The 26,747-nt window shown below is 65.5% G+C and carries 18 protein-coding genes; 2 read left to right on the plus strand and 16 right to left on the minus strand.

Annotated features, from left to right (window positions below; translation table 11 throughout):
• Positions 1-48 precede the first annotated feature (48 nt).
• Positions 49-1,215 carry a 4Fe-4S binding protein gene (locus DMP11_RS07610; protein ID WP_214647104.1) on the minus strand — a complete coding sequence of 389 codons (1,167 nt, stop codon included), beginning with the start codon at positions 1,213-1,215 and terminating at the stop codon, positions 49-51.
• Between the two features lie 9 nt (positions 1,216-1,224).
• Positions 1,225-1,659 (minus strand): 4Fe-4S dicluster domain-containing protein, encoded by a 435-nt coding sequence (locus DMP11_RS07615; RefSeq protein ID WP_214647103.1) that lies wholly within the window; start codon positions 1,657-1,659, stop codon positions 1,225-1,227.
• Between the two features lie 188 nt (positions 1,660-1,847).
• On the opposite strand from DMP11_RS07615, the gene DMP11_RS07620 reads away from it, so the two are divergent.
• Positions 1,848-3,782 (plus strand): UvrD-helicase domain-containing protein, encoded by a 1,935-nt coding sequence (locus tag DMP11_RS07620; RefSeq protein ID WP_123185897.1) that lies wholly within the window; start codon positions 1,848-1,850, stop codon positions 3,780-3,782.
• 158 nt (positions 3,783-3,940) lie between these two features.
• Here DMP11_RS07620 and DMP11_RS10380 read toward each other — a convergent pair whose 3' ends face one another.
• The 5 genes from DMP11_RS10380 to DMP11_RS07645 all read right to left on the minus strand — a co-directional run bounded on the left by DMP11_RS10380 (position 3,941) and on the right by DMP11_RS07645 (position 11,668).
• Positions 3,941-4,711, minus strand: a complete 771-nt coding sequence (locus DMP11_RS10380; protein WP_170155480.1) for a VanZ family protein — start codon at positions 4,709-4,711, stop codon at positions 3,941-3,943.
• Between the two features lie 15 nt (positions 4,712-4,726).
• The gene (locus tag DMP11_RS07630; RefSeq protein WP_123185898.1) at positions 4,727-5,572 is read right to left on the minus strand and encodes an ATP-binding protein; all 846 of its coding nucleotides are present in this window, start codon (positions 5,570-5,572) and stop codon (positions 4,727-4,729) included.
• A 198-nt stretch (positions 5,573-5,770) separates the two neighbouring features.
• On the minus strand, positions 5,771-7,861 hold the full coding sequence (locus DMP11_RS07635; RefSeq protein WP_123185899.1) for a glutamine synthetase III family protein: 2,091 nt from the start codon (positions 7,859-7,861) through the stop codon (positions 5,771-5,773).
• Positions 7,862-8,132: 271 nt separating this feature from the next.
• Entirely contained in the window at positions 8,133-8,747 is a 615-nt protein-coding gene (locus DMP11_RS07640; protein WP_123185900.1) for a 4Fe-4S dicluster domain-containing protein, read from the minus strand.
• A 2-nt stretch (positions 8,748-8,749) separates the two neighbouring features.
• Complete coding sequence (locus DMP11_RS07645; RefSeq protein WP_123185901.1) at positions 8,750-11,668, minus strand: molybdopterin dinucleotide binding domain-containing protein; 2,919 nt, start codon at positions 11,666-11,668, stop codon at positions 8,750-8,752.
• 300 nt (positions 11,669-11,968) lie between these two features.
• Between DMP11_RS07645 and DMP11_RS07650 the strand changes: the two genes are divergently transcribed.
• Positions 11,969-13,480: a LuxR family transcriptional regulator gene (locus DMP11_RS07650; protein WP_161555333.1), complete on the plus strand. Its 1,512-nt coding sequence runs from the start codon at positions 11,969-11,971 to the stop codon at positions 13,478-13,480.
• A gap of 242 nt (positions 13,481-13,722) precedes the next feature.
• Here DMP11_RS07650 and DMP11_RS07655 read toward each other — a convergent pair whose 3' ends face one another.
• The 9 genes from DMP11_RS07655 to DMP11_RS07695 form a co-directional block, all read right to left on the minus strand.
• Complete coding sequence (locus DMP11_RS07655) at positions 13,723-15,069, minus strand: ATP-binding protein (RefSeq protein ID WP_194950539.1); 1,347 nt, start codon at positions 15,067-15,069, stop codon at positions 13,723-13,725.
• Between the two features lie 76 nt (positions 15,070-15,145).
• Positions 15,146-15,451, minus strand: a complete 306-nt coding sequence (locus DMP11_RS07660) for a hypothetical protein (protein ID WP_123185904.1) — start codon at positions 15,449-15,451, stop codon at positions 15,146-15,148.
• Between the two features lie 220 nt (positions 15,452-15,671).
• Positions 15,672-16,922, minus strand: coding sequence for a [FeFe] hydrogenase H-cluster maturation GTPase HydF (hydF, locus tag DMP11_RS07665; RefSeq protein ID WP_123185905.1), 1,251 nt, complete (start codon positions 16,920-16,922; stop codon positions 15,672-15,674).
• A gap of 216 nt (positions 16,923-17,138) precedes the next feature.
• Positions 17,139-18,584 carry a [FeFe] hydrogenase H-cluster radical SAM maturase HydG gene (gene hydG, locus DMP11_RS07670; RefSeq protein WP_123185906.1) on the minus strand — a complete coding sequence of 482 codons (1,446 nt, stop codon included), beginning with the start codon at positions 18,582-18,584 and terminating at the stop codon, positions 17,139-17,141.
• Positions 18,584-19,843 carry a [FeFe] hydrogenase H-cluster radical SAM maturase HydE gene (gene hydE / locus DMP11_RS07675; RefSeq protein ID WP_123185907.1) on the minus strand — a complete coding sequence of 420 codons (1,260 nt, stop codon included), beginning with the start codon at positions 19,841-19,843 and terminating at the stop codon, positions 18,584-18,586. The genes hydG and hydE overlap by 1 nt, the downstream gene beginning before the upstream one ends.
• Positions 19,844-21,589 carry a [FeFe] hydrogenase, group A gene (locus tag DMP11_RS07680; protein ID WP_123185908.1) on the minus strand — a complete coding sequence of 582 codons (1,746 nt, stop codon included), beginning with the start codon at positions 21,587-21,589 and terminating at the stop codon, positions 19,844-19,846.
• On the minus strand, positions 21,583-23,421 hold the full coding sequence (locus DMP11_RS07685; RefSeq protein ID WP_123185909.1) for an NAD(P)-binding protein: 1,839 nt from the start codon (positions 23,419-23,421) through the stop codon (positions 21,583-21,585). The genes DMP11_RS07680 and DMP11_RS07685 overlap by 7 nt, the downstream gene beginning before the upstream one ends.
• A 209-nt stretch (positions 23,422-23,630) precedes the next feature.
• The gene (locus DMP11_RS07690; protein ID WP_123185910.1) at positions 23,631-24,425 is read right to left on the minus strand and encodes a type III pantothenate kinase; all 795 of its coding nucleotides are present in this window, start codon (positions 24,423-24,425) and stop codon (positions 23,631-23,633) included.
• A 180-nt stretch (positions 24,426-24,605) separates the two neighbouring features.
• Positions 24,606-26,462, minus strand: coding sequence for an OPT/YSL family transporter (locus tag DMP11_RS07695; RefSeq protein WP_235869425.1), 1,857 nt, complete (start codon positions 26,460-26,462; stop codon positions 24,606-24,608).
• Positions 26,463-26,747: the final 285 nt, after the last annotated feature.

Raw genomic sequence — 26,747 nt, forward strand, 5'->3', positions numbered from 1 at the left:
GGAGCTCGCAATCGCAAGCCGGAGGCCGCCGCGCAGGGCGCAGCGGAACTAGCCTTCGAGCAGGGCGTCCTCGTCCAGCATCACGGCAGCGGGCTGGGCGACGGGGGCAGGAGCGTTCGCGCCAATGCCGGCAGCGGCGCCCGCCTTCGCCTTCACGCCGGAGAACACCGGGAACGTGATGGCCTTGGTGGGGCACACGTCGGCGCAGTTGCGGCAACGGCTGCAGTCGGCCAAGGTGCGCTCGCCGTAAGCGATGTGGCGGATGTTGATGTCGCTCTCGCACACCTGCGCGCAACGGCTGCAGGGCACGCCCTGGGAAGTTTCCAGGCACTTGGAATCGTCGATCACCGGCACCAGCGTCTTGCTGAAACGCGACACCAGGTTCATCAGCGCCGACAGCGGGCAGAAGCGGGTGCACCATTTCCGCAGGAACACCAGCTCAAGGATGAGCAGCGCCGGCACCAGGATGACGGCGATGGTCATGTCGCCGGCGGCAAACAGGCGCCACACCACCAGCACGGTGGCGAAGGTGAGGCCCACCGGGCACACCAGGCAAAATACCGGGAAACCAAAGATGGCGGTGGAGAGCAGCGCTCCGCCCAGCACGTAGTGGCGGGAGTCCAGCTTCTTGTGGGGCATCTTGGCAGAAACGCAGCTGGCGCACCCGGAGCCGCAACCCGCAGAGGAGCAGCCGGAAAGGCCCGCTTTCTCGCTCTCGGAAAGCGGCGTGGCCACGGAAGCCGCATCGGCAGCCACGGCCGCCTTGGCCCCGGCGGCACCGGCCGCAGCCCCCTCCCCCGCCTGGGCAATCTCGAAGCGGGCGATGTCCACCATCTTCTCGTGAGTTTCAGCGGCCAGCTTGCGGCGCTTTTGAGGGGTGCGCAGGAACTCCTGCAGGCGGGTGATCAGCATGCTGGGGCACAGCCAGGCGCAGAACGCGCGGCCCACCAGCAAAATGAGCGCCGCCATGATTACCAAGCTGATGATGGCGCGGGGCACCATGGTTTTGGTAGCCAGCATGGTGGCCACCGCCCCCAGCGGGCACAGGGCGGAAATGGATTCCCAACCGAAACCGGACATGGTGCCGGTGGAAACCCCCAGGATGAGCCCGGCGGCCATCACTGCGAACACGGCGGGGGCGATGGCGGTGCGCAGCTTTTGGGTGCGCATCTTGGCGGACAGGTCGGCGGTAGCCTTTTTCGTTTCAGCAGCCATGGCAACCTCCTAGTTGTACGCGCTGACGGACTGGATGGTGATGGCGCGGCGCGTGGCCCCGGTGGTGGCCAGCAAGCCCGCCTTCATGGACACGCAGGAGAATTCGCAGGCGCCGCAGCCGTTGCATTTGTCCTCGATCACATAGGGATGTGGGTTGATGGACACGTCGGTGAGTTCGATGGCCTCGTAGGGGCAGGCGTCGTAGCACTCGCGGCACCCGGTGTCGCGGTAGGCCAGGCAGGTGGACTGATCGATGACGGCGCGGCCAATGATGGTGCTCTGGGCAGTGGCCCCCACCGGCAGCACTAGCGCCTCGGTGGGGCACACTTCCACGCACTTCGGCACGCCGCCGTTTTCCTCTTGGCAGAAGTCGCAGTATTCGGTTTCGAAATCCAGCATGGGCGAGCGCATGCCCAAAAGGCCGTCCTCCAGCTTGGCCGGCACAATCACCTTGCGCGGGCACGCCGGATGAAGATATCGTCCAAGGGGAGGACTTTGAGGCCCGCTTCGAGCTTCCGGAGGCGGACTTTGCGCTAGACTATTCCGAATGGGACATCGAATACCGGGACGGCTCCACCGCCGTCTATCAGCTTGCCCAGCGCACGCTTGCCTAAGACGAAGAGGAAGACAAGATGATCGAAGAAATCTCCGCATGCGATGAGCGATTGGTGAAGGTTTCCGGCGCCGCCGGCACCGGAAAGACCGAGGCCCTCATCGCCCGCGCCGCCCGCCTCATCAACGGCGGCGCCGACCCCAGCACCATTCTCATGGTGGCCTCCACCACCTTCGGCGCCCAGGCTCTGCGGGAGCGGCTGCGGGCCGCCCTGGGGGAAGATAACGCCCCCGCCGCCAACGAGGTGGCCATCACCACCGCCCTGAACGCCGCCGTTGCGGTGCTGGGCACCCCCGCCGCCCGCGAGGCCACCGGCCGCAAACCGCGGCTTCTGGCCGGCTTCGAGCACAACTTCTTCATCGAGGACATGAAAACCACTGGCCAGTCGCGCCGCCAGCTGAAGAACGTAATGGATCTGTTCGACCGCCATTGGTGCAGCTACGACACCAGCGAAGATTGGCTGATTCCCGGCGAGCAAACGGTGGCCTGGCAGCGGGCCCAAGAGGCGCTGGGGGCCCTAGGGGCCATGCTGCCCAACGAGGCGCCCTACCTGGCCGCCCGCTTTTTGCAGGAGAACCCCAAGGGCCGCGCCCAGTGCGGCTTCGAGGTGGTGCTGGCGGACGACTTCCAAAATCTCTCCCACGCCCAGCAGACGCTGGTGTGCCTGCTGGCCAACCGCCAGGTGATGGTGGCGGGCAACGGCAACGAGACGGCCACCTGCGCCTCTCCCCTTCCCCACCCCGACGGGTTCACCCAGTTCGAGAACTTGCGCAACGGCGTTACCTGCTTCCAGCTGGAAACCGCCTTCAACAACGTGAAGGCCACCGCCTTCGCCGATGCGCTGGCCGTTGCCGGCGCCGACAGCCAGGCGCTCACCGCCCAGAAGCGCGACGGTTCTGCCACCGACATCACCCTAGTGAAGTGGAACATGGCCGAAGACGAGTTCAACAGCCTCACCAAGTACCTGCGCGCCCTCATCGCCGACCGCGAGATTGAGGAGAGCCAGATGTGCGTGGTGGTGCCCAACAAGCGCTGGGCCCGCACCATGCAGCAGGCGCTGGGCAAGCGCGGCATCAAAACCTCCGCTGACGGGGCCTTCCCCAGCCTGGTGGGCGACCCGCGCGACGCCGCCCGCTCCCAGGCGCTGATTGCTTTCACCAAGCTTAACCTGCTGGCCAACCCCGAAGACGTGGTAGCCTGGCGCGCCTGGTGCGGCTACGGGCACCAACTCACCCATTCAGACACCTGGGGGCGCCTGCTGGAATACGCCCGCCAGCAGGGCATCCCCGTGCTTGAAGCGCTGCCGGCTGTGGCGCAGGCGGTGGCCGGGGGCACCGAGCCCTTCATGAAGGCGAAGCTGATTGCCGAGCGCTACAACCAGGGCCGCGAGTTCATCGAGAAGAACAGCCGCCGCAAGGGCTTCGGCCTCACCCGTGCCGCCGGGCTGGACGGGCTGCGGGAGTTCAAGGGCACGCTGGACACCTTGGCCGGCGACGAAGATGCCGCCACCGTGTACGCCGTGCTGCGAGACAAAGAGATGAACCCCACCTTCACCGAGGGCGCTCACATCCTGCGCATTTCCTCCTACGAGAACATGGTGGGCTGCAATTATCAGTACGTGGTGATTACCGGCTGCGTGGACGGCCTGATGCCGGTCCGCGACGCCTTCGAGGTGGTTTCCACCGACGAGGACCGCAAGCGGGTGATGGACGCCGAGCGGCGCCTGTTCGCCGGCGCCGTGGCCAAGGCGGGCCAGGAACTGATGCTCTCCACCTTCTCGCGGGCCCAGCTGGAGCTGGCGGAGAAGACGAAGATGCAGGTGACCCGCGTGCGCTCCGATGGCGACGACCGCATCGCCCTGCTGCGCCCCACCACCTTCATCGCCGAAGCCCGCAACGCCACCCCCTCCACCATCGGCGGCCAGATGCTCCTCTCCAAGTACGACCTGGCATAACCGCACGCGAAAGAAATGGCATGAAAATGACGACCCCTTCCGGGGTCGCCATTTTTTGTTGCAAGTATCGCAGCGCGTGTCGGGGGGACGTACGCTTGAGACAAAGGGACAACCCTAATGTCTCATGCGCTTGGAGCGTTAAGCGCAGGTCTGCCGGATCAGCTCGCCCTCCGATGATAGAAGGCGGCCATGAGGGCGCAGGCGACGAGCAGGCCCAGGGCGGCGCCGGTGGCATCGATGAGCACATCGGTGGGTAAGCCCGCGCGACCCGGCACGAACAGCTGGTGGAACTCGTCGGTGGCAGCGTAAAGGGTGGCGGCGCCCCAGGCCACCAGGGCGGCGCGGCGTAGCGTGCGCAGGTAGGCAGCGGCGGGGATGGCGAAAGCAGCAGTCGGGGCACCTGGAACAACATCGTGACTGGGCCGATCCGGCTGGTCGGAGCGAGGTCCAGCCAAGCGGAGCAGAGGGGAAATCCACTCGCCCGGAGGGCGAGTTAGTTCCCCTCGTGCGGAGCGTCGAGCGCAGGCCTGCTGGGTCGGCCCATCCTCCAAAAAGCTGACATCATCCCCGTCCCCTGTCATGCCCGCCATGGGGGCAGCGCTTTGCTTGCCCGGGTCGCCGAAAGCGGGCCAGAGGCGCAGCTGGGCCAGCACCAACAGGGCCAGCACAGCGTACTCGCTCATGTGGGCTGCCTTGCGAATGGGGAATTGCAGCGCCTCGATGGCGCTCGCGCGGGCCGACCCCACAGTGGTGGCACCGGTGAAGAAGTCGGCCGCCGAAACCAGCGCATCGGCCACCTTCGCGCTCAAGCCGCCCGACTCCCCGCCCGTCTGGCCGGAGAACCCGAAGATGAACGACGCCCACAGCACAATCAGCCCCGCAACGATTATCCGCAGCGCAATGAGCCGCGCCCTCTTCCCGTCCTTCAAGTTGCTCCTCTTCGCCTAGGGGCGCCGATCCAGCACCTGGCCGTCGCGACCGATGGTGATCACCGCCCACGGGATGAACTTCCCGCTTTGCTGCAGCGCCTTGATGGCGGCGTTTTCCAGGCCGCTGCAACAGGGCACATCCATGCGCAGCACTTCCACGCTTTCAATGGCGTTGTTAGCGATTATATCCGTCAGCTTCTCGCTGTAGTCCACGCCGTCCAGCTTCGGGCAGCCGATGAGGGTGATGCGGCCGGCCATGAATTCCTGGTGAAAGTTGGCATAGGCGTAGGCGGTGCAGTCGGCGGCGATGAGCAGCTTCGCGCCGTTGAAGAAGGGGGCCGTCACCGGCACCAGCTTGATTTGACAGGGCCATTGGGCCAGCTGGGAAGGCTGTGCGGCGCTGGCGGCAGCAGCTGCGGAAGCGGATGCCGCCATGACGCCCCCATCCGCCGCGGTGCCGGCGCTTGCCACCGGCCGCTGCTCCTGCAGGCTGGCCGGAGCCGAGCCAGGGCAGCCGCCACCGGCCATCACCGCCGCCTCGGCAGCGGCCCGCAGCGTTTCCGGAGCCGAGCCAGGGCAGCCGCCGCTGGGGCAGCCAGCCGCCTTCGCTTCCCCCATCGCCTTAGCCACTTGGGCAGCCATCACCGCCGCCTCGTCGTAGGCGGCAGCCTCCCGCTCCACGAACGAGATGGCGTCAGTGGGGCACGCCGGCAGGCAGTCGCCCAGCCCGTCGCAAAAGTCTTCCCGCATCAGGCGCGCCTTCCCGTCCACCAGGGCGATGGCGCCCTCGTGGCAAGCCGTGGCGCACAGGCCGCAGCCATCGCATTTCTCTTCGTCTATCTGGATGATTCGTCGCAACATAATGGGCCTTTCCACGTGTGTTTATCCGCAGCGCATACTAGCAAAGCGCGCCAGCCGTTTTGCCCATTTTCACTGTCTTCACATTCCAAACGCGAACCCATTGCCGCACCGACAAAAACCCCTCCGGATTGTTCCCGGAGGGGTCGGCAAACCACATAGTTCAGCTGCGTCATAGCCCCGCAGGGCCGTCGGAACTCTTTAGCAGTAGAAAAGGACCTCGTTCAGGGCGGGCACCGGCCACCACTGGCGCTCCACGATGATCTCCATGGCGTCCACGGCGGCGCGTAGCTTCTCCATCACGGGGATAATCACGTGGGCGTTCATGTTGGCGCGCTCTTGCTCGTCGGCAATCTCCAGCGATTGGTAGTGCAGGCGATGCAGCTCTTCCAGCTGGGTGTTTATCTCGGCGATGCCGTCGGTCAACTGGCGCAGACGCGTCTCCTGGAGCGTCACGTTCGCATCCGGCAGCACCGTGCGAATCTCGGAAATGCTGCGGGCCACTTCGGCGGCGTAGTTGTTGATGGCCGGCAGGTAATCGCGGCGGGTGAGGCGCTTCATGGTGCGGATTTCGATGTTCATCAGCTTGTTGTACTTCTCAAGCTTCACTTCGTAACGGCTACGCACCTCGGTTTCCGACAGCACGCCGAACTCCTCGAACAGCGCGATGCTCTTGGGCTCCACGAAGCAGGGCAGCGCGTCGGCCGTGGTCTTGTGGTTGGCCAAGCCACGGCGAGCCGCCTCTTCCGGCCATTCGTCGGAGTAGCCGTCGCCATTGAAAATGATGCGCTGATGGTCGCGCAGCGTGTTGCGCACGTAGTTCAGGGCCGCCATCTCGAACTCGGCGGCGGGCACCCCTTCCAGCGCGTCGGCAAATTCCTTCAGGCTCTTGGCCATGGCGGTGTTCAGCACCATGTTGCAGTCGGACAGGTTCACCGACGATCCGGGCATGCGGAACTCGAACTTGTTGCCGGTGAAGGCGAAGGGGCTGGTGCGGTTGCGGTCAGTGGTGTCCTTCAGGAAGTTGGGCAGCACGTCCACGCCTAGGTCCATCTCCTGGCCGTTGGGAGCCACATACTCGTCGTTGGCCACCAGCGCATCCACGACGGCGCCCAGCTCGTCGCCCAGGAACATGGAGATGATGGCCGGCGGCGCCTCGTTCGCCCCCAGACGATGGTCGTTGCCGCAGCTGGCCACCGACATGCGCAACAGCTCCTGGTATTCGTCCACCGCTTGGATGACTCCGGTGAGAAACACCAGAAAGCGCACGTTTTCCATGGGGCTGTCGCCGGGGTCCAGCAGGTTCTTGTTGTCGGCGGAAATGGACCAGTTGTTATGCTTGCCCGAGCCGTTGATGGAGTCGAAGGGCTTTTCGTGCTGCAGGCACACCAGGCCGTAATGGCTGGCCAGCAGCTTCATCTTCTCCATGGTCAGCAGGTTCTCGTCAATGGCGCGGTTGGCATTGGCGAAGATGGGCGCCAGCTCGTGCTGGCAAGGGGCCACCTCGTTGTGCTTGGTTTTCGCCGACACGCCCAGCTTCCACAGTTCGTCGTCCAGCTCCTTCATGAACTCGTTGACGGTGGGGCGGATGGCGCCGAAGTAGTGCTCTTCCAGCTCTTGGCCCTTGCAGGGCGGGTAGCCGAACAGCGTGCGGCCGGTGAGGATGATGTCGGAGCGCTTCTCGTAGTCTTTTTCGGAAATGAGGAAGTATTCCTGCTCAGCGCCCACGGTGGTCACCACGCGATGGGGGGTTTCGCCGAACAGCTCCAGCACGCGCTTGGCCTGCACTTCCACGGCGCTCATGCTGCGCAGCAGCGGGGTTTTCTTGTCCAGCGCCTCGCCGGTGTAGCTGCAAAACGCGGTGGGGATGCACAGCACTTCGTCTTTGATGAAGGCGTAGGAGGTGGGATCCCAGGCGGTGTAGCCGCGGGCCTCGAACGTGGCGCGCAGGCCGCCCGAGGGGAAGCTGGAGGCGTCGGGCTCGCCCTGGATGAGCTCTTTGCCCGAGAAGCTCATGATGGCGCGGCCGTCGGCGATGGGATCGATGAAGCTGTCGTGCTTCTCGGAGGTGATGCCGGTGAGCGGCTGGAACCAATGAGTGTAGTGGGTGGCGCCCTTCTCGATGGCCCATTCCTTCATGGCGTGGGCCACCACGTTCGCCACTTCCAAATCCAGCGGCTGGCCGTCTTTGATGGTTTTCATCAGCTTCTTGTAGGTGGCGGAAGGCAGCCGCTCCTGCATGGTGTGCTCGTTGAAAACCATTGATCCGTAGATGTCGGAAACTAGCGCCATAGTTTGCTCCTCACTGGACGGGCCCGCCTGCGCGCCGGCCTTGACGACGGCTGAAAAATTAACGGATTAAAGGTACGCCGCTATTGTTTCAAAGTGTTTTCAGGGCAGAGAACACTCTATGTCATCGGGAACGGGGAATCGGCGGACTTTCGGGGAGGGGCCACCGGAGCTGGGATGAGGCGCGGGGCAAAAAACGGGAAGGAGCCCCGTGGGGCCCCTTCCCTGATGGGCCGATGGCGGCCCGAGCGTTCGAACGGCGATTCGCGGAGGGTTATTCGCCGCCCTGCCAGGTATGGTTGCGCAGGATGTACACGAACGACGGCTTGTTGCCCACATCAGGCAGCGCGTGCAGATCGGCCTCGGTGTAGGGCTCGCAGAAGCTGTCGATGGTTTCGCCGCGCACGCCACGGAAAGAACCCACCCCTTGCTCCAAATCACCGAACCACTTGGCCATGCCCACGCAGTTGGTGACGCACTGGGGCAGCTCCCCTTGGGCGATCTGCTGCTCGCAGAGGGTGCACTTCTCCACCACGCGCTCCTCCTCGTTCAGGTAGCGCACGCCGTAGGGGCATGCCATGGCGCAGAACTGGCAGCCGATGCACTTCTCCTTGTCAATCTGCACCGTGCCGTCGGCCAGCTTGTGGCTGGCCTCGGTGGGGCACACCGCCACGCACGCCGGGTTCTCGCAGTGCTGGCACTGGATGGGCAGGTAGTAGAAGTCACGCGCCGGCTTCGCTCCGCCCTCGGCCGCCTCTTGGGGCCCAATGCGCAGCACCTTGTTCCAGAAGCTGCCGATGGGCACGTTGTTCACCATTTTGCAGGCGCCGTTGCAAGCCATGCAGGCCACGCAGCGGTTCACATCCACCGCAATAGCGTACTGGGTCATGATTAGGCCCTCCCTTCATACACCGGCTGCCATGCCTTCAACCGTGGGTCGGAGGCATCGGCGATAATCCCCTCGGGGCAGCCCTCTTCCGCCTTGTAAACCTTCACCGGATAACCGCGCACAATGGCCGAGCCGCAGTGGGGGTCGTCGATGGAGTTGTTCACCAGCTGGTTCACTGCCGAGTAGCGCCATCCGTGCTCAGGGGCGGGGCACTCGGGGAACCACCAAGTGTGCTCGCAGTTGATCACGCCGCGCGGCACGCCGTAGAACAGGTCGGCCGCCTCGCGAATCTTGCCATGGGGGCTCTCGATCCAGCACCAATCGCCCTGCTCAATGCCCCACTCGCGGGCGTCGTCGGGGTTGATCTCCACGCGCGGCACCGGCCACACCTCGCGGCACCAGGGCAGCTGGCGATGCTCGCTGTGGAAGTACACCGGGATGCGACGGCCGGTGAGGCACTGCACCGGGTACTCTTCCCACAGCTCGGGGTTGCGCTCGCGGGAATCGGGGTTGGGGCGGTAGTCCGGCAGGGCGCCCTCGGCGCCATGGTAGGTTTCCATGACCGTGCACCAGATCTCCTGCTTCTGGGTAGGGGTGTTGAAGCCGGGGATGACGTTCTGGGGCGTGGGGGCCTCGGTGTAGGCCTTCTTCAGGAAGCCCGTCTGGTACCGGCGGTACGTACCCCAGTCGTCCGGACGCAGCTTCTTCACATCCCACCAGCCATTTTGCTGGAACTCTTCCACGTAAGCCGCCCACGAAGGCGAGACTTCGCGCACCACGTAGTCCAGCTTTTCTTCCAGCGTCGGATAGGGGTTTGCCTCGTCCCAGCCCCACGGAATGTTGTTGCGCTGGTACAGCGCTTCCACAATCTCCGGGTCGTACCAGGTTTCCGCCAGCGGCTCCACACAGGGCACGCAGGCACCCAGCGCACCGCCGGAACCCTGGCTCTGGCGCGGCGTGGGCACCTCCAGCCAATGGCGGCAGGGCAGGATGATGTCGGCCAGCTCGGAGGTGGGATGATGCCACAGGTCGATGTCGAAGAAGAAGTCCAGCTGCTTCAGGCACTCCCAGGCCATGGTGGTGTTGCCCATGTTCATGAAGTCGCCGGACTGGCACACGCCGCCCTTCACCGGGTAGGGGTCGCCGGTGACGCCCGCTTCCCAAATGCTGTTGGCGTTGGCCCAAAGCCCCCACCACTCGAACAGCGGATGGGTGTCGCGGCCCAGCTGCTTCTCCATGATTTCCGGATGGGCCAGCGGCGAATCAATGGCCTTGCTGTAGCTCTGGTCGGAGAAGTTGCCCATGTAGTTCACGTCGATCTTGGTGGCACCGCGCTGACCGCCGGGGCCGTCGGTGTTGCCGGTGATGCAGGTGAGCAGCTCGATAGCGCGGCAGTTCATGATGGAGTTGCCGTGGTGCTCCACCGCCAGCTGGTACAGAATGCCGCCGTTGCCCCAGCGGGGGTCTTTGCGGGTGCCGTACACGAGCGCCGCCTCGGTCACCTGCTCGGCAGGGCAACCGGTGATTTCGGCCGACTTTTCAGGAGCGTACTGGTCGCAGCGCTCGGCGAACAGTTGCCACACCGGCACCGCCGTGTGCTTGCTGCCGTCTTTAAACGTTACCTCGAACTGGCCCTCCATGGCCGGATCGATGGATTCGAAGGCGTCCGGGTCGGGCATCCATGCCTGGGAGTGACCTTCGCGCACATTTGCTTCGCCCTCCTGACCGGCGAAGGTGCGGCGCGACCAGGTGTCCTTGTGGCCTTCGCCGTCGTAGCGCACCCACGGTTGCTCGCCTTCCCAGCAGTTGCACTCGGGGTCGGCCGCCGGGTCATAGGTGGGGTCCACCGCCGCCAGCTGGCCCGTGGCGTTGAACCACTTGAGCGACTGAGACGTGTTGTCCCACACCATATATTTGAAGGGGCTGCCGCCTTCCTGCAGGTCGGCCTGAGTGAGCAGAGTGGTTTTGATGAAGTTGGGCCCGTGGAAGATATGGGGAGCGTCGGGGCCGGAGGGCTCCTTGTCGGCCACCACCAAAAACGGCGCGTTGGTCCAGCGCTTCACAAAACCCCAGTCCACTAAGTCGTTTTTGATAATCACATCGCACATGGCCAGCGCCAGCGCGGTGTCAGTGCCGCCGCGCAAGGCCAGGTGGATGTCGGACTCCTTGCCCAGATTGGTAGTGCGGGGGTCAACGGAAATGAAGGTGTCCGCCTGCATGGCCTCGTCCACCACCGAACGACCCGCCTCGTCGTAGTTCGACCCCTCGGGGGTGGAGGCCCAGATGGTGAATACCGGCGGCCGCTCCACCGAGGCGGACCAACTGTGGTTGTACTCGGAGGTGAGCGCCGACGAGAAATGGCGCGGGCCCTTGCACACCTGCCAGGCCACCGAGGTGTTGGGGGTCATGAACCAGCTGCCGTAGCCAGCATAGGGAGACATGCACCAGATACGGCCGGTGCCGCCCATGGTGAACAACGCTTCGCCGCCGTACTTGGCCTTCACCTGGTTGATGCCCTCCACGATGGAGTCGAGCGCCTCTTCCCAGCTGATGCGCACCCAGCCGGGGTCCTCCCCCTTGGGTTGCGTGCGCTTCATGGGATAAGCCAGGCGATCGGGGTGATAGCAGGCTTGCAGCGAGGCCACCGACTTGTTGCAGCAGCTGCCCATGGTGTGGGGCGCGCTCTCGTCGCCCTCGATCTTCACGGCGCGGCCGTTTTCCACGGTCACCCACACGCCACACTCCATCTTGCCGCAACCACGGCAACAGCTGCGGATACGCCGCACCTCGCCCGCGCTGTTCGCGGCGGTATAGGGCTCCTCGGCAAAAGCCGTCCCTGCAACGCCGCCCATTCCCATTGCGGCGCTGGTGACTGCTGCGGCCTTTATGAAAGACCGACGCGAAAGCTTCAATGCAGTCATACCTCCTCCTTCTCTTGGTTGAACAGAGCAGCCCTAGACTGCCCTCAAACGCCGGGGCCAGCTTCAGCCGCGCCGGCCTTCGCCGCCCCACATGGCGCGCACTATAGCCTGCGGCCTTGGCGGGCCGCATCGTAAAGTGGTTATGAAATTAGAGAAGGGCGGGAAATCATAAACGCTTTATGATGCATCATAAAGCGCATTCGCCCACAATGGCGAAATGAGGGTTTTACCTGGTTGGGGGGTTATCATATGGGGCTTTCTCCTTCGCGAATCATGGGTTTTTGCTTCCTGCGAAGCTGGATGGGACTGCTGTTCTTTTGCTCGGCGCTGTTCCAGGCCTACGACGGTACCGTCCAATGGCGGGCCGCCAACGATGTGTTCGTTTCGTCGCTGGCGGTCCTCACCGCCTCCCTGTTGGTTTGCTCGCTTCTTCACCAGGCGGTGCTGCGCGTGCTTGACAGCCGCCTCGGTTTCCTGGCAGGTCCCACGCTGGCAGCCGTTGGGGTGGCGGTGCTGTGGCCTTCGCTTGCAGGAGGAGCGCACCTCGGGGCAGTCTCCTTGGCAATCAGCGCCGTGCTCACCGGCACCGGCTCGTGCCTTGTGCTGCTGGACGTGGGGCGCACCTACGCCAGCACCACCCGCCGCGTATGCCTGTTTGAGGCGCTGCTGGGCACCGCGTTGGGATCGCTTTTGCCCCTAGCGGCCATGGCTCTACCTGTGAGCATCTGCTGCGCCCTGGCCATCTGCCTGATGTACGCCGCCGCCATCGGCGCCCATCAGGCCAACCTCCACAGCAAAGGCGAGCCGCGCGGCACCCGGGCTCTTGGCGAGGTACTGCCCGCCGTCACTCTCGGGCGCTTGGTGATAGGCGCCTTCATTCTGGGGTTCGCCACAGGGCTCATCCGCTACCTCTATTCGCCCCAAGCAGATAGCCCCTCCTCCAACCAGCAAGCCGTGTGGTTCTTCCTGCTGTCCGCCGTAGTGTGTCTTGCGCTCATGCTTCCCGCCGCCCGCCAACGCCAGTGCAGCATGTCACCCTATTACAAGCTGGTCATCGTGTTGTGCACTGCCGGATTTGCCATCGTGCCCATCTTCGAAATCAACTCGGCCCTGCCCCATCTGCTATTCACCGTGGGATATGCGCTGTTCGAGGTGGTGGCCTGGGTGATAATGGCCGAAATCGCCCACCGTTTTCAGTACACGTCGGTGCAGGTTTTCGGCATTGGTCGCATTTTGGTGGTGGAGATCGGGGTTATCGCAGGCGTTGTGTTATTCCCCTCGCTGGGGGTGCAAGAGGTGGAGCCGCGGCTGCTGGTGACCATTGCCGCCCTTTGCGTGATTTCGATAACCGCTGTATCTCAATACGTACTGCGAGCCCAAGATATTCGTCAGCTGGAGAGCAGTGCGACGGAACGCGAGGACGAAGGCGGGCGCCAGCGCGATGGAGGGCGGCAGCGAGCGGAAACGGCTGAGGACAGACGAGACACGCAGGACGATTGTGCAGGTTCGCCTTCGTCGGCGAACTGCGGCAGCAACACCGGCCGGCCAGAGGATGGGCGCCCGGAGCGCGTGCCGCTGCTGATGCGATGCCGCATCGTGGGGGCTTACTACGGCCTGACTGAACGGGAAATCGACGTCATGCACCTGTTCGCCACCGGGCGCACCGCTGCCCGTGTGCGAGAAGAGCTGGTTATTTCGGCTGGCACGGTAAACACCCACGCCCTGCATATATATCAGAAGATGGACGTGCACTCCCGCCAAGAGCTCATCGAGAAAGTGGCTGCCGCCGATTTGGACGCCATGGTGCGATAGGGCCATCGGCCTCACGGTACAGGCCATCAACGCCCCCATTGCTTCCCGTGGCAGGAATAGGGGGCTATTTCCGCCACGGGGGCGCCGCGAGGCCCTCCCCTCCGCCGGTTTGGCAGGACTGGGCGGCTAATCCTGCCAACGCCGTGGCAAAACGCCCCCTGGTTCCGAGCTGTGGCAGGACTAGGCGGCTAGTCCTGCCACGGGGGCGCCGCGAGGCCCTCCCATCCGCAGGTTTGGCAGAACTAGGCGGCTATTTCCGCCATGGAGGCGGAAGGCGACAAAAATCCTATCGCGTAGATTGGCGCGTACAGCACCTTGCCACGCTGCTCGATGTTCCCATCATAAAACACCAGCGCCTGGTTAAATCGATAGTTCTCTGTGCCCAGCAGGTTATTGAGAGCGCTATGGCGCCGATAGTCCTTCCCTGATTTTATCTCGCAGAGAAGCACCTCTCCCCTGCTGTTCTGCAGCACGAAATCCACCTCGCCCACCGTTCTCGTGTTGTAGTAGAACAAACCGAAGCCATGGGCCCGAAGCTCTTGCGCGGCGACGTTCTCGAAAATCGAACCGAAATTGATGAACGAGCGGTGATTCAATATGTCTAGCTCCACCGACCCCATAAGCTGCGACGTCAGCAAACCCACGTCACTGGAATAAAGCTTGAACGAAGCCGTCTCGGCGCTCAGGCCCAGAGGAAACACCGGATCGGTGACGCGCGGCACCGGCAGGGCAATGCCTGCGCTTTTCAGCCAGTCGAAAGCGGTTTCTAAATTTGCAAACCTCAGGTTCTTCCCCAGCCGCGTGTACTTAAAGCGCTTGTTCTCTGCGTTTAGCTGAGCCGGAATGGCCTCATAAACCATCTCGATTTGCCGCGCTTCAGTTTTATCTTCAACATACTTCACGATGTCGTACTCATACAGACCCACTATCGCCCTCTGGGCGTTTCGAGGCTGTACCAAACTACCGGATTCCACAAACGCCCGTACCGCATCAGGCATGCCGCCGACAAGAAGGTATTTATAGAATTCGTCAATTAGCTGCTCGTGGATATAGTCCGGAACAGGAACCCTCTCGGCAAAGGCCGTTCTTGCGGAGTCCAAAACAGGCGCTGGCACCGATCGGGCCCAGCAAAACTCCTCAAAATCGAGAGGGAACATCTCAATGGTTTGCAGATACCCTACTGGCAGCGACCGAGCCGGAAAGGAATCCAGCCCCAACAACGAGCCAGAGAGGATGACGTCGCAAGTCGTCTGCTCCATAAGGAACTTCACGGCTGTGAGCGCATCGCTCAGCTCTTGGACTTCATCCAGGAAGATAAGCGTATCCTCTACGGAGAGGTCCGTGCGGCTCAGGGCAGAGATGCGCAACAACAGGTCCTGCGCATCGAGAGCAGCGTTCACTGTTTCAACCGCCACCCTGTTCTGAAAGAAGTTGACTTCCGCAACCTGTCGATAATGCGCACGCCCGAACTCGCGAATAATGGTGGTCTTCCCCACCTGCCGAGCCCCCATCACGAGCAAGGCCTGAGCGGTCTTTTCAGACTTCCAGCGAGCTATGGCATCGTATGCTTTTCGTCTAAGCACATCCATTCCTCCATTCAAACGCCTGAACAGGAAATATCGCAAAAGTTGCATCTATTTTAAGGTTTTACTCGCAAAAGTTGCACTAATTTTTGGTATTTTGACGCAAAAGTTGCAATACTCGAAGCAGCGAGATGGGACAGTTGCACGAGAGAGAACGAACGCGCCATACCCCCGAAAAAGGGAAGGAGCCCCGAGAGGCTCCTTCTTGCTTCAGTTGCTTTTGCCAGGCGCGCTTTGCTTTCACGCGGCTGTACTTTTTGCTTCCGTGGGCTCCGTGGCCACAGGCAAAACCGTTGTAGCGCGGGTTTTGGGCCAGCGTGGCCTCGTCGGCGGTCTGCCGCCACACCGCACCGCTCTTAGGCGCCTTGCGCGCTCGCTTCTTCGGCATATCCTCTCACCTCCTTCGCAAATCGACCCGCGCCCTCATAGCGCGGAAGGCCATTGTAGCAGGTTGCCGCGGCACGACTAGGCGGCGTCGCCAGAGCCGCACAGCGCGGCCCCAGCACAGCGGGCAAGCCGGCCGCGCCTCTTGCGTGGCGCCACGACGGCATGGATGGATTTCAGCAGCACGGTCAACTCTCGCTTCGCCTTCTGCGCGACGCGGGGGCTTACGAGGCGGCGACCCCCAACGGAGCGAGGGCGCGGGGCAGGATGCCGTTGGCGTGGGCGATCACCATGCCGTAGTTGGTGGCGGGCACTCCCTGGGCGACGGCGCGGCGCAGGCGGCTTTGCATCTCCTGGCGGTTCAGCATGCAGCCGCCGCAGTGCACCACAGCCGCATACGGGGAAAGGTCATCGGAGAATTCGCGGCCCGACGTGAAGGCGAACTGCGGGTTGGCGCCGCTTATCTGGCGAATCCACTCCGGCAGCTTCACCGTGCCGATGTCGTTGCACTGGCGATGGTGGGTGCAGCCCTCGGCGATGAGCACGGTGCTATCGTCGGACAGCGCCTCCAGCGCCCGCACCGCCGCCAGCTGCGCCGGCAAGTCACCCTTGTAACGAGCCATGAGAATGGAAAACGACGTGAGCGGCACATCGGTGGGCACGGCAGCCGCCACTGCGCCGAAGACCTGCGAATCGGTGACCACCAGGCGGGGCGGCCGGGGCAGCATGTCCAGCAGCGCCGGCAGCCCCTCCACGCCGGTGGCGCAGGGGAAGGCGCCGGCTTCCAGCGCATCGCGCATCACCTGCTGTTGCGGCAAGATAAGGCGCCCTTTCGGGGCGGCGGAATCCAACGGGATGACCAGCACCACCACATCACCGGGGGAAAGCAGGTCGGCCACCAGGGGGTTCGCGGAGGCAAGGCCCGCAGCCGCGCCGGGGCCATCTGCGCCCAGGCCGCCCTCCCCTGCCCCGGCCACCATGGCCGCCAGCAGCTCCTTCAGCTGATGCACCCCTTCGCCAGTAAGGGCCGAAACCCGCACCTCCCGGCCCAAAACCAGCCCGGCGCCTTCGGGGGCTTCCGCCACATCTGCCTTGTTCCAGGCCAGCACGTGGGGGACGACCCGCTCCCGGAATGCCTCCAGCAGCTGGGCGTCGAAGGGGGTGAGGCCGCGGGCGGCATCCACCACCAGCACCGCCACGTCCGCCTCGTCCAGGGCCCGCAGCGCCCGCTGCACCCGCAGTTGGCCCACATCGCCCTCGTCGTCGATGCCCGGCGTGTCCACCACCAGCACCGGCCCCGCCGGCGCCAGCTCCATGGCCTTGCGCACCGGGTCGGTGGTGGTGCCGGCCACCGGCGAAACCACCGCCAGCGCCTGGCCCGTCACGGCGTTCACCAGGCTGGACTTGCCGGCGTTGCGCACGCCGAAGAACACGATATGAGGCCGCTCGCCCGAGGGCGTTTCGTTCAGCGACATGCTTCCTCCTTTGCCAAGCCCCGCAAATTGGGGCGCCGTTTCGCCTCCAGCCACAGCGCGCCTAAGCGGCAAGCTCCGCCCCGCCACCGTCGAAGGCGGCCATCGCAGGCGCATCAAGCCCCGCTGTGAAGAACCCAGCTGCCCGCCGACGCAACGCCCAAGCAGCCACGCCCGCCAAGCACCCAAGCGATCGCCCGCCAGGCGCCAATGCGCCCGCTAGAACCGGAAATCGCGGGCACCGGCGCGGATGCGCTCCAGGTACTCGCCCGCCTTCGCCTGCCGCTGCCCCTCGGGCATCAGCGCCAACTGCTGGTCAATCAGCCGCCAGCCCTTCCGGGCCACCGCCGGGCTGGCGTAATCGCTCAGGTACTCCGCCAGCGTGATGAGGGCGTTGGGGTGGCAGTAATCCAAAATCTGCCCACTCTTGCAAAACTCCATGAAGCGATCGCCGGTGCGGCCAGCCCGGTAGCAAGCGGTGCAGAAACTGGGCAGGTGCCCCTGGTCCATCAGCCAGCCTACCACCTCGTCCAGTGTGCGCTGGTCGGACACGTCGAACTGCTCGGTGTCGCGGGGCCGCGCCTCTTGAGTGTAACCACCCACGCTGGTGCGACTGCCGCCGGAAACCTGCGACACCCCCAGCTGCAGCACCGCCGAGCGCACCGCCTCGGATTCGCGGGTGGACACGATGATGCCGGTGTAGGGCACCGCGATGCGCACCAGCGCCACCAGCTTCTGGAACATCTCATCGGGGATGCCGTTGTCGAACTGGTCGGGGTCGATGTCGCTGGCCGGCTGCACCCGCGGCACGCTGATGGTATGGGGCCCTACCCCGAACACCGCCTCCAGGTGCTCGGCGTGCATCAGCAGCGCCGCGAACTCGTAGGCGTAGCCCTCAAGCCCGAACAGCACCCCCAGCCCCACATCGTCGATGCCGGCGGCCATGGCCCGGTCGTGGGCCTCGGTGTGCCAGGCGTAATCGGCCTTGGGGCCGGTGGGGTGCAGCTCCTCGTAGCGGGCGCGGTTGTAGGTTTCCTGGAACAGGATGTAGGTGCCAATCTCCGCCGCCTTCAGCTGCCGATAGGCGTCCTCCGTGGTGGCGGCGATGTTCACGTTCACGCGGCGGATGGCCCCGTTCTTGTGCCGGGTGCCGTAAATGGTTTCGATGCTTTCCAGGATGTAGCTCAGCGGGTTGTGCTTGGGGTCTTCGCCCGCCTCCACCGCCAGCCGCTTGTGACCCATGTCCTGCAGCGCCAGCACCTCGGCGCGAATTTCCTCCTGTGTCAGTTTGCGGCGCGGGATGTCGCGGTTTTTGGCGTGGTAGGGGCAGTAGAGGCAACCGTTCACGCAGTAGTTCGACAGGTACAGCGGCGCGAACAGCACGATGCGGTTACCGTAGTAGGCCTGCTTGATGTCGCGGGCCAGGGCGCGAATCTCGCCGTTGATCTGCGGGTCTTCGCAGGCCAGCAGCACACTTGCCTCCCGGTGCGTCAGCACCGCGCCGTGGTCGTTGGCGGGCGCGAGGTTGCCGCGGGCCTTCTGCAGGATTTGGCGGCACAGCTCCAGGTCGTCCTTTTGCTGCTGGGCGAAGGCCAGCGTGTCCAGCACTTCCTGGTGGTTTATGAACTCGTCTGCATGGGGCGACGCTACGTTGTACGCGGCCATCAGGCCTCCTTCGGGCATGGCGAAATCGAGTCGGGCGAAGACGGGGCGGCGGACGTGGCGATGGACGCGGTAGCCCCTGTGGAAACGGACGCAGACCCACCAACCGGCGCGGGCGCATCCGCGGGCACGGGCGCAGCGTCCAGTGCGAGCGCATCCGCGGACACGGGCGCCCCGACCAGCGAGGAACCACCAGCCGGCGCAGGTGCAGGGTCGCCCCGGTCTTCTACCAGGCGCTTTCCCCAACCGCGGGCCTTCAGCGCCAAAGCGTCCCACAGCTGCTGGGCCGCCTCGCCCCCCGCCGGCTTGTTGTCGTAAAGCTGGTAGCTGCCCTGCACCGCCGGCGGCGACAGGTTGGGCATCACCACGTTGGCCCCCGCCCGCACGGCCCGCGCGCGGCCTTCTGGGTCCAGCGCCTCCAGCGCGGTGGTGGCGGGCAGCAGCACCGCCGGGTTCATCAGGCGAATGATGGACAGCAGGTAGCAGGTGAGCTCCACCGAGCCGGCCGGCTGGGCCGCAAACGGCGTGGCGTGGTGGGGCACGAAGGGGCCGATGCCGCACATTTCCGGACGGAACTGTTGCACAAATGCCAGGTCGGCCGCCAGGTGGGCCGCCGTCTGACCGGGGCTGCCCACCATGAAGCCGGCCCCTACCGCAAAGCCCGCTTCCCGCAGCGCCTGCAGGCAGGCCATGCGCGCTTCCAGCGTCAGGGGGCGCGGGTGCAGCTGCCGGTAGTGGGAAGCGGTGGCGGTTTCATGGCGCAGCAAGTAGCGATCGGCCCCGGCCGCCCGCAGCCGCCGGTAGCTTGCCGGCGAGCGCTCCCCCACCGAAAGCGTGACGGCGCAATCGGGATGCGCCGCCTTCAGCGCCCCCACCACCGCGCACAGCCACGCATCGGTCAACGCCGCATCTTCGCCCCCCTGCAGCACAAAGGTGCGAAAACCGGCCCGCCAGCCCTCGTCGGCGCAGGCCAGCACCTCTTCGGGGGCAAGCCGGTAGCGGGCCACCGAGCGGTTGCCACGCCGAATGCCGCAGTAGTAGCAGTCGTTGCGGCAGAAGTTGGAAATCTCGATGAGCCCGCGGGCGAACAGGGCGTCTCCATAGACGGCCTCGCAGGCCGCCCGCGCCGCTTCCGCCAGGTATTCGGCCAGTTCAGGGGTGCGGTGGCGCACCAGGTGCTCCAGTTCCGCCGCCGACAAGGCGCTCCCTTGGCGCAGCTTCTCGGCAATCGGCCAGGCCGGGCCCGCCACCGCTTGCCCCATCTAAATCTGCCAGTCTTCCTGGTGGGTGTGCAGCCACTCGTGCGCCGTATGGGACAGCGGCTGCTCCAGCCAGGTTTCGTACAGCTGGTGAATGTCGGGGTTCTCGTGGGAATAGCGCAGCGGCGCCGCGTTGTCCAGCCGGTTCAGGATGCCGGCCCGCTGGGCCCCCATCTCACGGTTGAAATGGATGGGCTGGCCGCCGCCCCCCACGCAGCCGCCGGGGCAGGCCATAATCTCCACGAAATCGAACTCCGCTTCGCCCCGCTCAAGGGCGTCCAGCAGCTGGGCGGTGTTCTCCAGGCCACTGGCGATGGCGATGCGCACGGTGGCATCGCCGATGGCCAGCGTTTTGGAAACCCACGGCACTTCCGGCGTGGCATCGGTGGTGTCGCAGGTGCTGAAATCCGGGTTCTCGCCGGTGATCAGGTACGCGGCCGAACGCAGCGCCGCCTCCATCACGCCACCGGTGCGACCGAAAATGGTGGCAGCGCCAGTGGAAGTGCCCAGCGGGTTGTCGAAGTCCACCTCGGGCAGCGTGGCGCACTGCACCCCCACGGTGCGCAGCAGTCGGTCCAGCTCGCGCACGGTGAGCACCGCATCCACATCGGGGGCCGCCTCGGCCGCCAGCTGCGGGTCTTCCCCGGCGGGCACGGTGGCCAGCTCGGGCACGTCGCACTCGTACTTCTTCGCCACGCAGGGCATGATGGACACGCAGAACAGCCGCTTGCCCGCCGCCTGCGCCTCGTCGGCCAGCGTGTTCTTCACCACGGCCCCCAGCATTTGGTGGGGCGACTTCGCGCTGGACAGCTGATGCACCACGCCCGGGTAGTGCAGCTTGGCGAAGCGCACCCAGCCGGGGCAGCAGCTGGTGAACATGGGGCGCGGCTTGTCGGAAGCCATGAATTCCACGAATTCGCTGCCCTCTTCCATAATGGTGAGGTCGGCGGCGAAGTCGGTGTCGAACACCTTGTCGAAACCCAGCGCGTGCAGCGCCGACGCCAGGCGGCCCGGCGTGGCCTCGTCGTGGGAGAGCCCCACCCCTTCGCCCCAGGCAGTGCGCACGGCCGGCGCCACTTGCACCACCGTCATCACCTCGGGGTCGAGGATGGCCTCCATGATCAGGCTCACGTCGTCGCGAGCGGTGAGGGCGCCGGTGGGGCAATGGGTGATGCACTGGCCGCACAGGGCGCAACCGGCCTGTGAAATGGGCAAACCGTCGCGCACCGTCACCTTCATGGAGGGGCCCATGCCGGTGAAATCCCATACGCCGCAATGCTGCACGTCGCGGCAGATGGCCACGCAGCGCATGCACTTGATGCATTTCGAGCTGTCCCGCTGCAGGGGGAAATCTTCGTCCCAGGTGCCCTTTTCCGGCAGCGGCTGGGTGGAGTCCTCCAGGTTGAAGGCGCTGGAGAGGCTGCGCAGGGCGCAGGTGTCCTGCCGCACGCAGGTGGCGCACACGGCGCGGTGGTCGTCCGTGATGGCCTGCAGGTTGGCGCGGCGGGCGGCGGCCACGGCCGGAGTGGCGGTGCGCACCACCATGCCCTCGCGCACAGCAGTGTTGCAGGAGGCCACGAGGCCTTCCCCTTCCACTTCCACCAGGCACACCCGGCACGAGCCGATGAAGTTCAGCCCCTTCAGGTAGCACAGGGTGGGGATGCTCACCCCGGCCGCCGCCGCGGCGTCCACCAGCTTCGTGCCCTCGGCCGCCTGCACTTCGCGGCCGTCTAGGGAAATCGTTACCATGCTCCCTGCTCCTTCCCCGTCAGGGCGCCGATGCCGTACACGTCGCAGCGCAGGCAACGGCCGCATTCCTGCATGGCCTCCTCGTGGCTCACCGGAATCTCAACACATTCAAAGTCGCCGCGGCGCTCGCGCGCGGGGCGTTCGGCCACCTGAACGCGGCCGTAAGGGGTGCGGTTGTTGCTGCGGGCCGGCGGCACCTGCGCGCCACAGTCCAGCTGATGGCAGAAACCCAGCGCCTCGTCGATGTTGGCCGCGGCCGCCTTGCCGGCGCCGATGGCCATGATCACCGTGCGCGGCCCCCACTGGCAGTCGCCGCCCACGTACACGTTGGAAAAACCGGGCGCCTGCAGGAATTCGTCGGCGCAGAAGTAGGTGCGGTCGGCTTCCAGGCCCGCCTCTTCGAAGGGCGCGCTCTCGATGGCCTGTCCCACCGCCACCAGCACGATGTCGGCGGGGATGCGCAGCAGCGGCTTGTCGGCTGCCTCCGGCACGGGACGGCCGCGCTTCACGGCGCCGATGCGCTGCGGCTGGCACAGCAGGGCGCAGGCGGCGCCGGCGGCGTCCACCTCGATGCACTCGGGCGCCTGCAGGCACATCATCTCCACCCCTTCGGCAATGGCCGCTTCCACCTCGGCGGGCAGGGCGGTCATGTCTTCCAGACGCCGGCGGTAGGTCACGGTGACCGACTGGGCGCCGGCGCGCACGCTGGTGCGGGCGCAGTCCATGGCCACGTTGCCGCCGCCGATCACCACCACGTTCTTCCCGGTGAAGTCGGGATAGTTGCCGTCGCCGATGGCCTCCAGCAAATCCACCGCGCTCATCACGCCGGCGGCATCGCTGCCGGGCAGCGTCAGCATCTTGCCTCCCTGGGCGCCGATGGCCACGTACACCGCGTCGTATTCGCCGGCCAGCCGCTTCAGCCCGTCGCCATCGATGGGGCTGTTCGCCCGCACCTCCAGGTTGGGCAGGCTGCAGATGGCCTGCAGGTCTTCATCCAGCCGCTGGCGGGGGAAGCGGTAGGCGGGGATGCCGTAGCGCATCATGCCGCCCAGCTGTTGGCGCTGCTCGAACACCGTCACCTCATGCCCCATCAGGCCCAAGAAGTAGGCGCAAGTGAGGCCGGAGGGGCCGGCGCCCACCACGGCCACCCGCTTGCCGGTGGCCGGCAGCGGACGGGGCACCGGCACCGTGTTGGCGGGCACCGTGTCCACGATGTACTTCTTCAAGCCGCGGATGTTCACCGGCGCGTCCACCATGGTGCGGCGGCAGCGCTCTTCGCAAGGGTGCTCGCAGATCATGGCGCAGGCGGTGGGGAACGGGTTGTCTTTGCGGATCATCTTCACCGCGCCGGCGCAGTCGCCCTCGGCCGCCAGCGCGATGTAGGCGGGCACGTTCACATGGGCGGGGCACAGCGTGGTGCAGGGCACCGTTTGGCGGGTGCCGGCGGCGCACTGGCCCGCTTCCAGGTGGCTGGCAAATTCCTCGGGGAAGGCCTCAAGCCCCGCCAGCACCATGTCGGCCGCCTGCCAACCCACGGCGCAATCGCCGGTTTCGCGCAGCAAATCGGCGGCGGCGCGCAGTTCGCGCAGGGCGGCTTCATCGGCTTTGAACTGGGCGACGTCCTGCAGAATCTTCGCCATTTTCGGCATACCTTGTGCGCAGGGGGTGCACTTTCCGCAGGTTTGCGCCAGCGAAACTTGCAGCTGCCCCAGCACCACGCCCACCGGACAGATACCGGGCGGCATGGCCTCCGCACGACGGGAAAGGGCGGCCGCGAACTCGCCAATGCGCCCGTCCGCTTTCGCGGCGGGCTTCACGGATATACGACCCATCGGTCTCTCTTCCTCTCAAATGGATAACCGATATAACATACCCCAAAAGCCCCGCCGCTCCGGCGCACCATCGGTGCAGCGCCACAGTTTAACGGGGCACGACCGTATCATCTGGGCTTTCCTCCGTTGCCCCCAAGCGAAAAAAGCAGAAGCTCACCCTAAAGAATCCACGGGTTAGGTGTGTCAGCACCCCCCCCAGCACCCACGCCCTAGTGGCGGGCGGCGGAGGCTTCGGCGATGCGGGCCAGGCCCTGCAGGGTGAGATGAGGATGCAATGCGGGAGCGCAGGTGAGATGAGGAGCCAGCAGCGCCGCTTTCTGGCCGGTAAGCAGTACGGGAACCTCTCCCGTGGAAGCCAACTCGACCCGCACCATGGCCACCAGGCCGTCGATGCGGGCAACTTCGCCCCAGAACACGCCGGAAGCGATGGCTTCCTGAGTGGTTTTACCCACCACCTGGCGCGGCACTTGGGCCTCCACCTCGGGCAAACGCGCGGCCACGTGGGCCATGGTGGCAGACGACGCCTCGAATCCGGGCGCAATCACGCCGCCCGCCAGCGCGCCGGCCGCGTCCACAGCGGTGATGGCAGTGGCCGCTTCCAGATGCACTACCACGGCGGGCGCCCCCGCCACGGCCCGCGCCGCCACGGCATCCGCCACACGGTCAGCCCCAACTTCGGCGGGATTCTTGCAGGTAATGGCGATGCCGGTTTTCAAGCGCGGCCCCATCACCAACACCCGCTGGCCGGTTTCCGCCTCCAAGGCCTGGCGCCACGGTTGGGTGAGGGCGGGCACCACGCTGCCCAGAATCACCTGCACAGACGCGCCCTCCCCCGGCCAGCCCGCCGGGGCGAAGGCGGCCATGGCGCTGCGCAGTTGCAGCCGCGCCTCATCGGCAGTGAGCCGCGCCGCCGTGCCCATCTGCCACGACGCCACCAGCTGCTCGCCCGCGAACAGCCCCGCCTCGGTAACCGAGTTCCCCACCATAACCGCCAAAACGTTCATGCAACGCCTCTCATCCGCTCCGTCTTGCCGCGCCCTATATTACAGGAGCGCAAATGGTGGGAACGGCGCGGATTGCGGCTGCAGCGCATTTGCCGGCAAGGCAGGAAGTTTTCCAGCCGGCAATCGGAAACCTTCGCAACCGGGCAATGGGAAGCCGGGACCACCGCGCGCTCCCGTTTGCTATGCGGCGAATACCGCCAGCGTGGCCAGGATGACGCCTACGATGGATTCGCCGCCCAGCACGCCGGAGGCCACAACCAGGCCGGTTTCCTGGGCATCCGCTTGGCGCTGGGCCCGCTGGTCGGAGGAAAGGCCCGCTTGGCGCCGCTTTTGCACCGCGTCGAAGGTCGCTTTCGCCATGGCCCCTAGGAAAGCAGTGAACGACATGTAGAAGGGCAGATACACCCCCAGGCCGATCATCATGGCCGGAAGCCCCGCCCACTGCAGCGCCATGCCCGCCGCGATGCCGATGGCAAAGGCCTCCACGCTGGGCACGCCGGAAACCATGGTGGCCACCACGCTGGCCTGGGCCGCCACAAATTCCTTGCCCACGCCGAAGGCATCGGGGCCGTAGGCGCCCAGCAGCAGTACCACAACGGCCACCGCCACGAAGCTGCCCACTACAGCCCCGATGGCCTGGCCGGTCATCTGGGCGGCGGAGCTGGTGCCCAGCACGTGGCCGGCCTTGAAGTCGTTCATCACGTCACCGGCCAGGCCGCAAGCCACCGCCACGAACGCGGCGATGAGGAACAGCGCCGCCTGGGCCGTGGCGGAAAAGGCCGCCACCAGCAAAAGCACAATGAGGCCGAAAATCTCCATGGGATCGATGCCAGTTTGCCCCACGCTTTGGGCACTCATGGCGGTGGTGACGAAGGTGAGGGCCACCACCGCCATGCTCACCAGGGGATGAACCCCCAGCGCCAGGCACAGGGCCAGCACCGCCGCGGCCGTCAGTAGCGCCGCCAGCCCCGCCACCCCGCGCGGGGCGGAAGCGGCGGCCGTTGGGGCGGCCCCGCCGTGGATGGCCGCGCCGCCGCAGGCGCCCACGACCGAACCCGCCGAGGCACCAGCGCCATCGCAGCGGGAAGCCCCCTGGTCAACCAGAGGCTCCTCCCCTTCCAGCGCAACCGCATTGGAAGCAGCGGCCCCGGCGGCACCCGCAGCCTCCACGTCCGCGCCCGCCGCATTCCCGCGGCGCTCCGCCAGCGTCCGCCGCAGCGCCCGCACCCCGGCGGGCAGAATGTTCTTCAAAATAACCGTGAAGCCGCAGCCCATCATGAGCCCCATGCCTAAGCTGCTCACGATGCCGCCGGCCGCCTCGGTGGTCCACAGACCCGCCGCCGTGCCCCCCACCATAATGCCGAAGTTGGCGAACACCGCGCCGACGAACCACGCCACCACCGCACCAGTGCCCACCAGGAAACCCACCGCCAGCATCATGGGCGAGTTGTAAATGCCAAAGGCCACGCCGGGAATGCTCACATTCCCCAGGAAAATGGCGGGGATGCCCGGCACGAAATTCTTGAGCGCGGTGTAAAGCCCGGCCAGCCCCATGGTGCCGAACAGCTTTTTGCCCACTTTGCCGCCGGCGCTGCCGGCCTTCAGGGTTTCCGCCGCCGCGATGCCCATGGGAAACTCCAGCCGCGCCTCTTCGATGAAATAGCAGCGCAAAAGGCCGGTGCACACCAGCCCCAACGCCACGCCCCCCAGCGTGACCACCAGTATTTCAGGAATGGAAATCTCGTCCGCAAGCCCCAGCATCCAGGCGCCGGGGATGGTGAAGGCCAGGCCGCCGGCCACCATGGCCCCCGACGACATGATGGTGTGGGTGACGTTAGCCTCGTTGAGCGAGCGGCTGCCAAGCGCCCGCAGGAAGAACAGCGAGATGATGGCCGCAAACACGATGGGCCAGGGAAGCGCCCCCAGCTTGAGCGCGGTGTACACCGACGACGCGGTGATGACGATGCACCCGATGAGGCCGATCACGCAGCCGCGCAGGGTGAGCTGCCCCCGAAGGGACGCCAAAAACGAATCCATATGAGCTCCTTCTCATATGCCCGCTTTCCCTTTCAGGCGGAAAGTCGGGCTATGCCTGTGGAAGATTCACCCAGTATAGGGCAGCTGCCCGCGCCCGATGTGGGCATTTTGTGAAGGTCGGTGTGATGCCGAAAGCGCCCGTGCGCCGCATTACTAGCATTACTTCCCCCACTTCGATGTCGCCTTGCCCGAGTCGTTACCGGGCCAAAAGCCGACCGCTCGTTGACCTCAGGAGCCGCCCGAAACCGGCCGCCCCACCTGTGAGCCCCCACGAGTGGAAGGAGA

The sequence above is a fragment of the Parvibacter caecicola genome (assembly GCF_003725335.1).
Classification (GTDB): domain Bacteria; phylum Actinomycetota; class Coriobacteriia; order Coriobacteriales; family Eggerthellaceae; genus Parvibacter; species Parvibacter caecicola.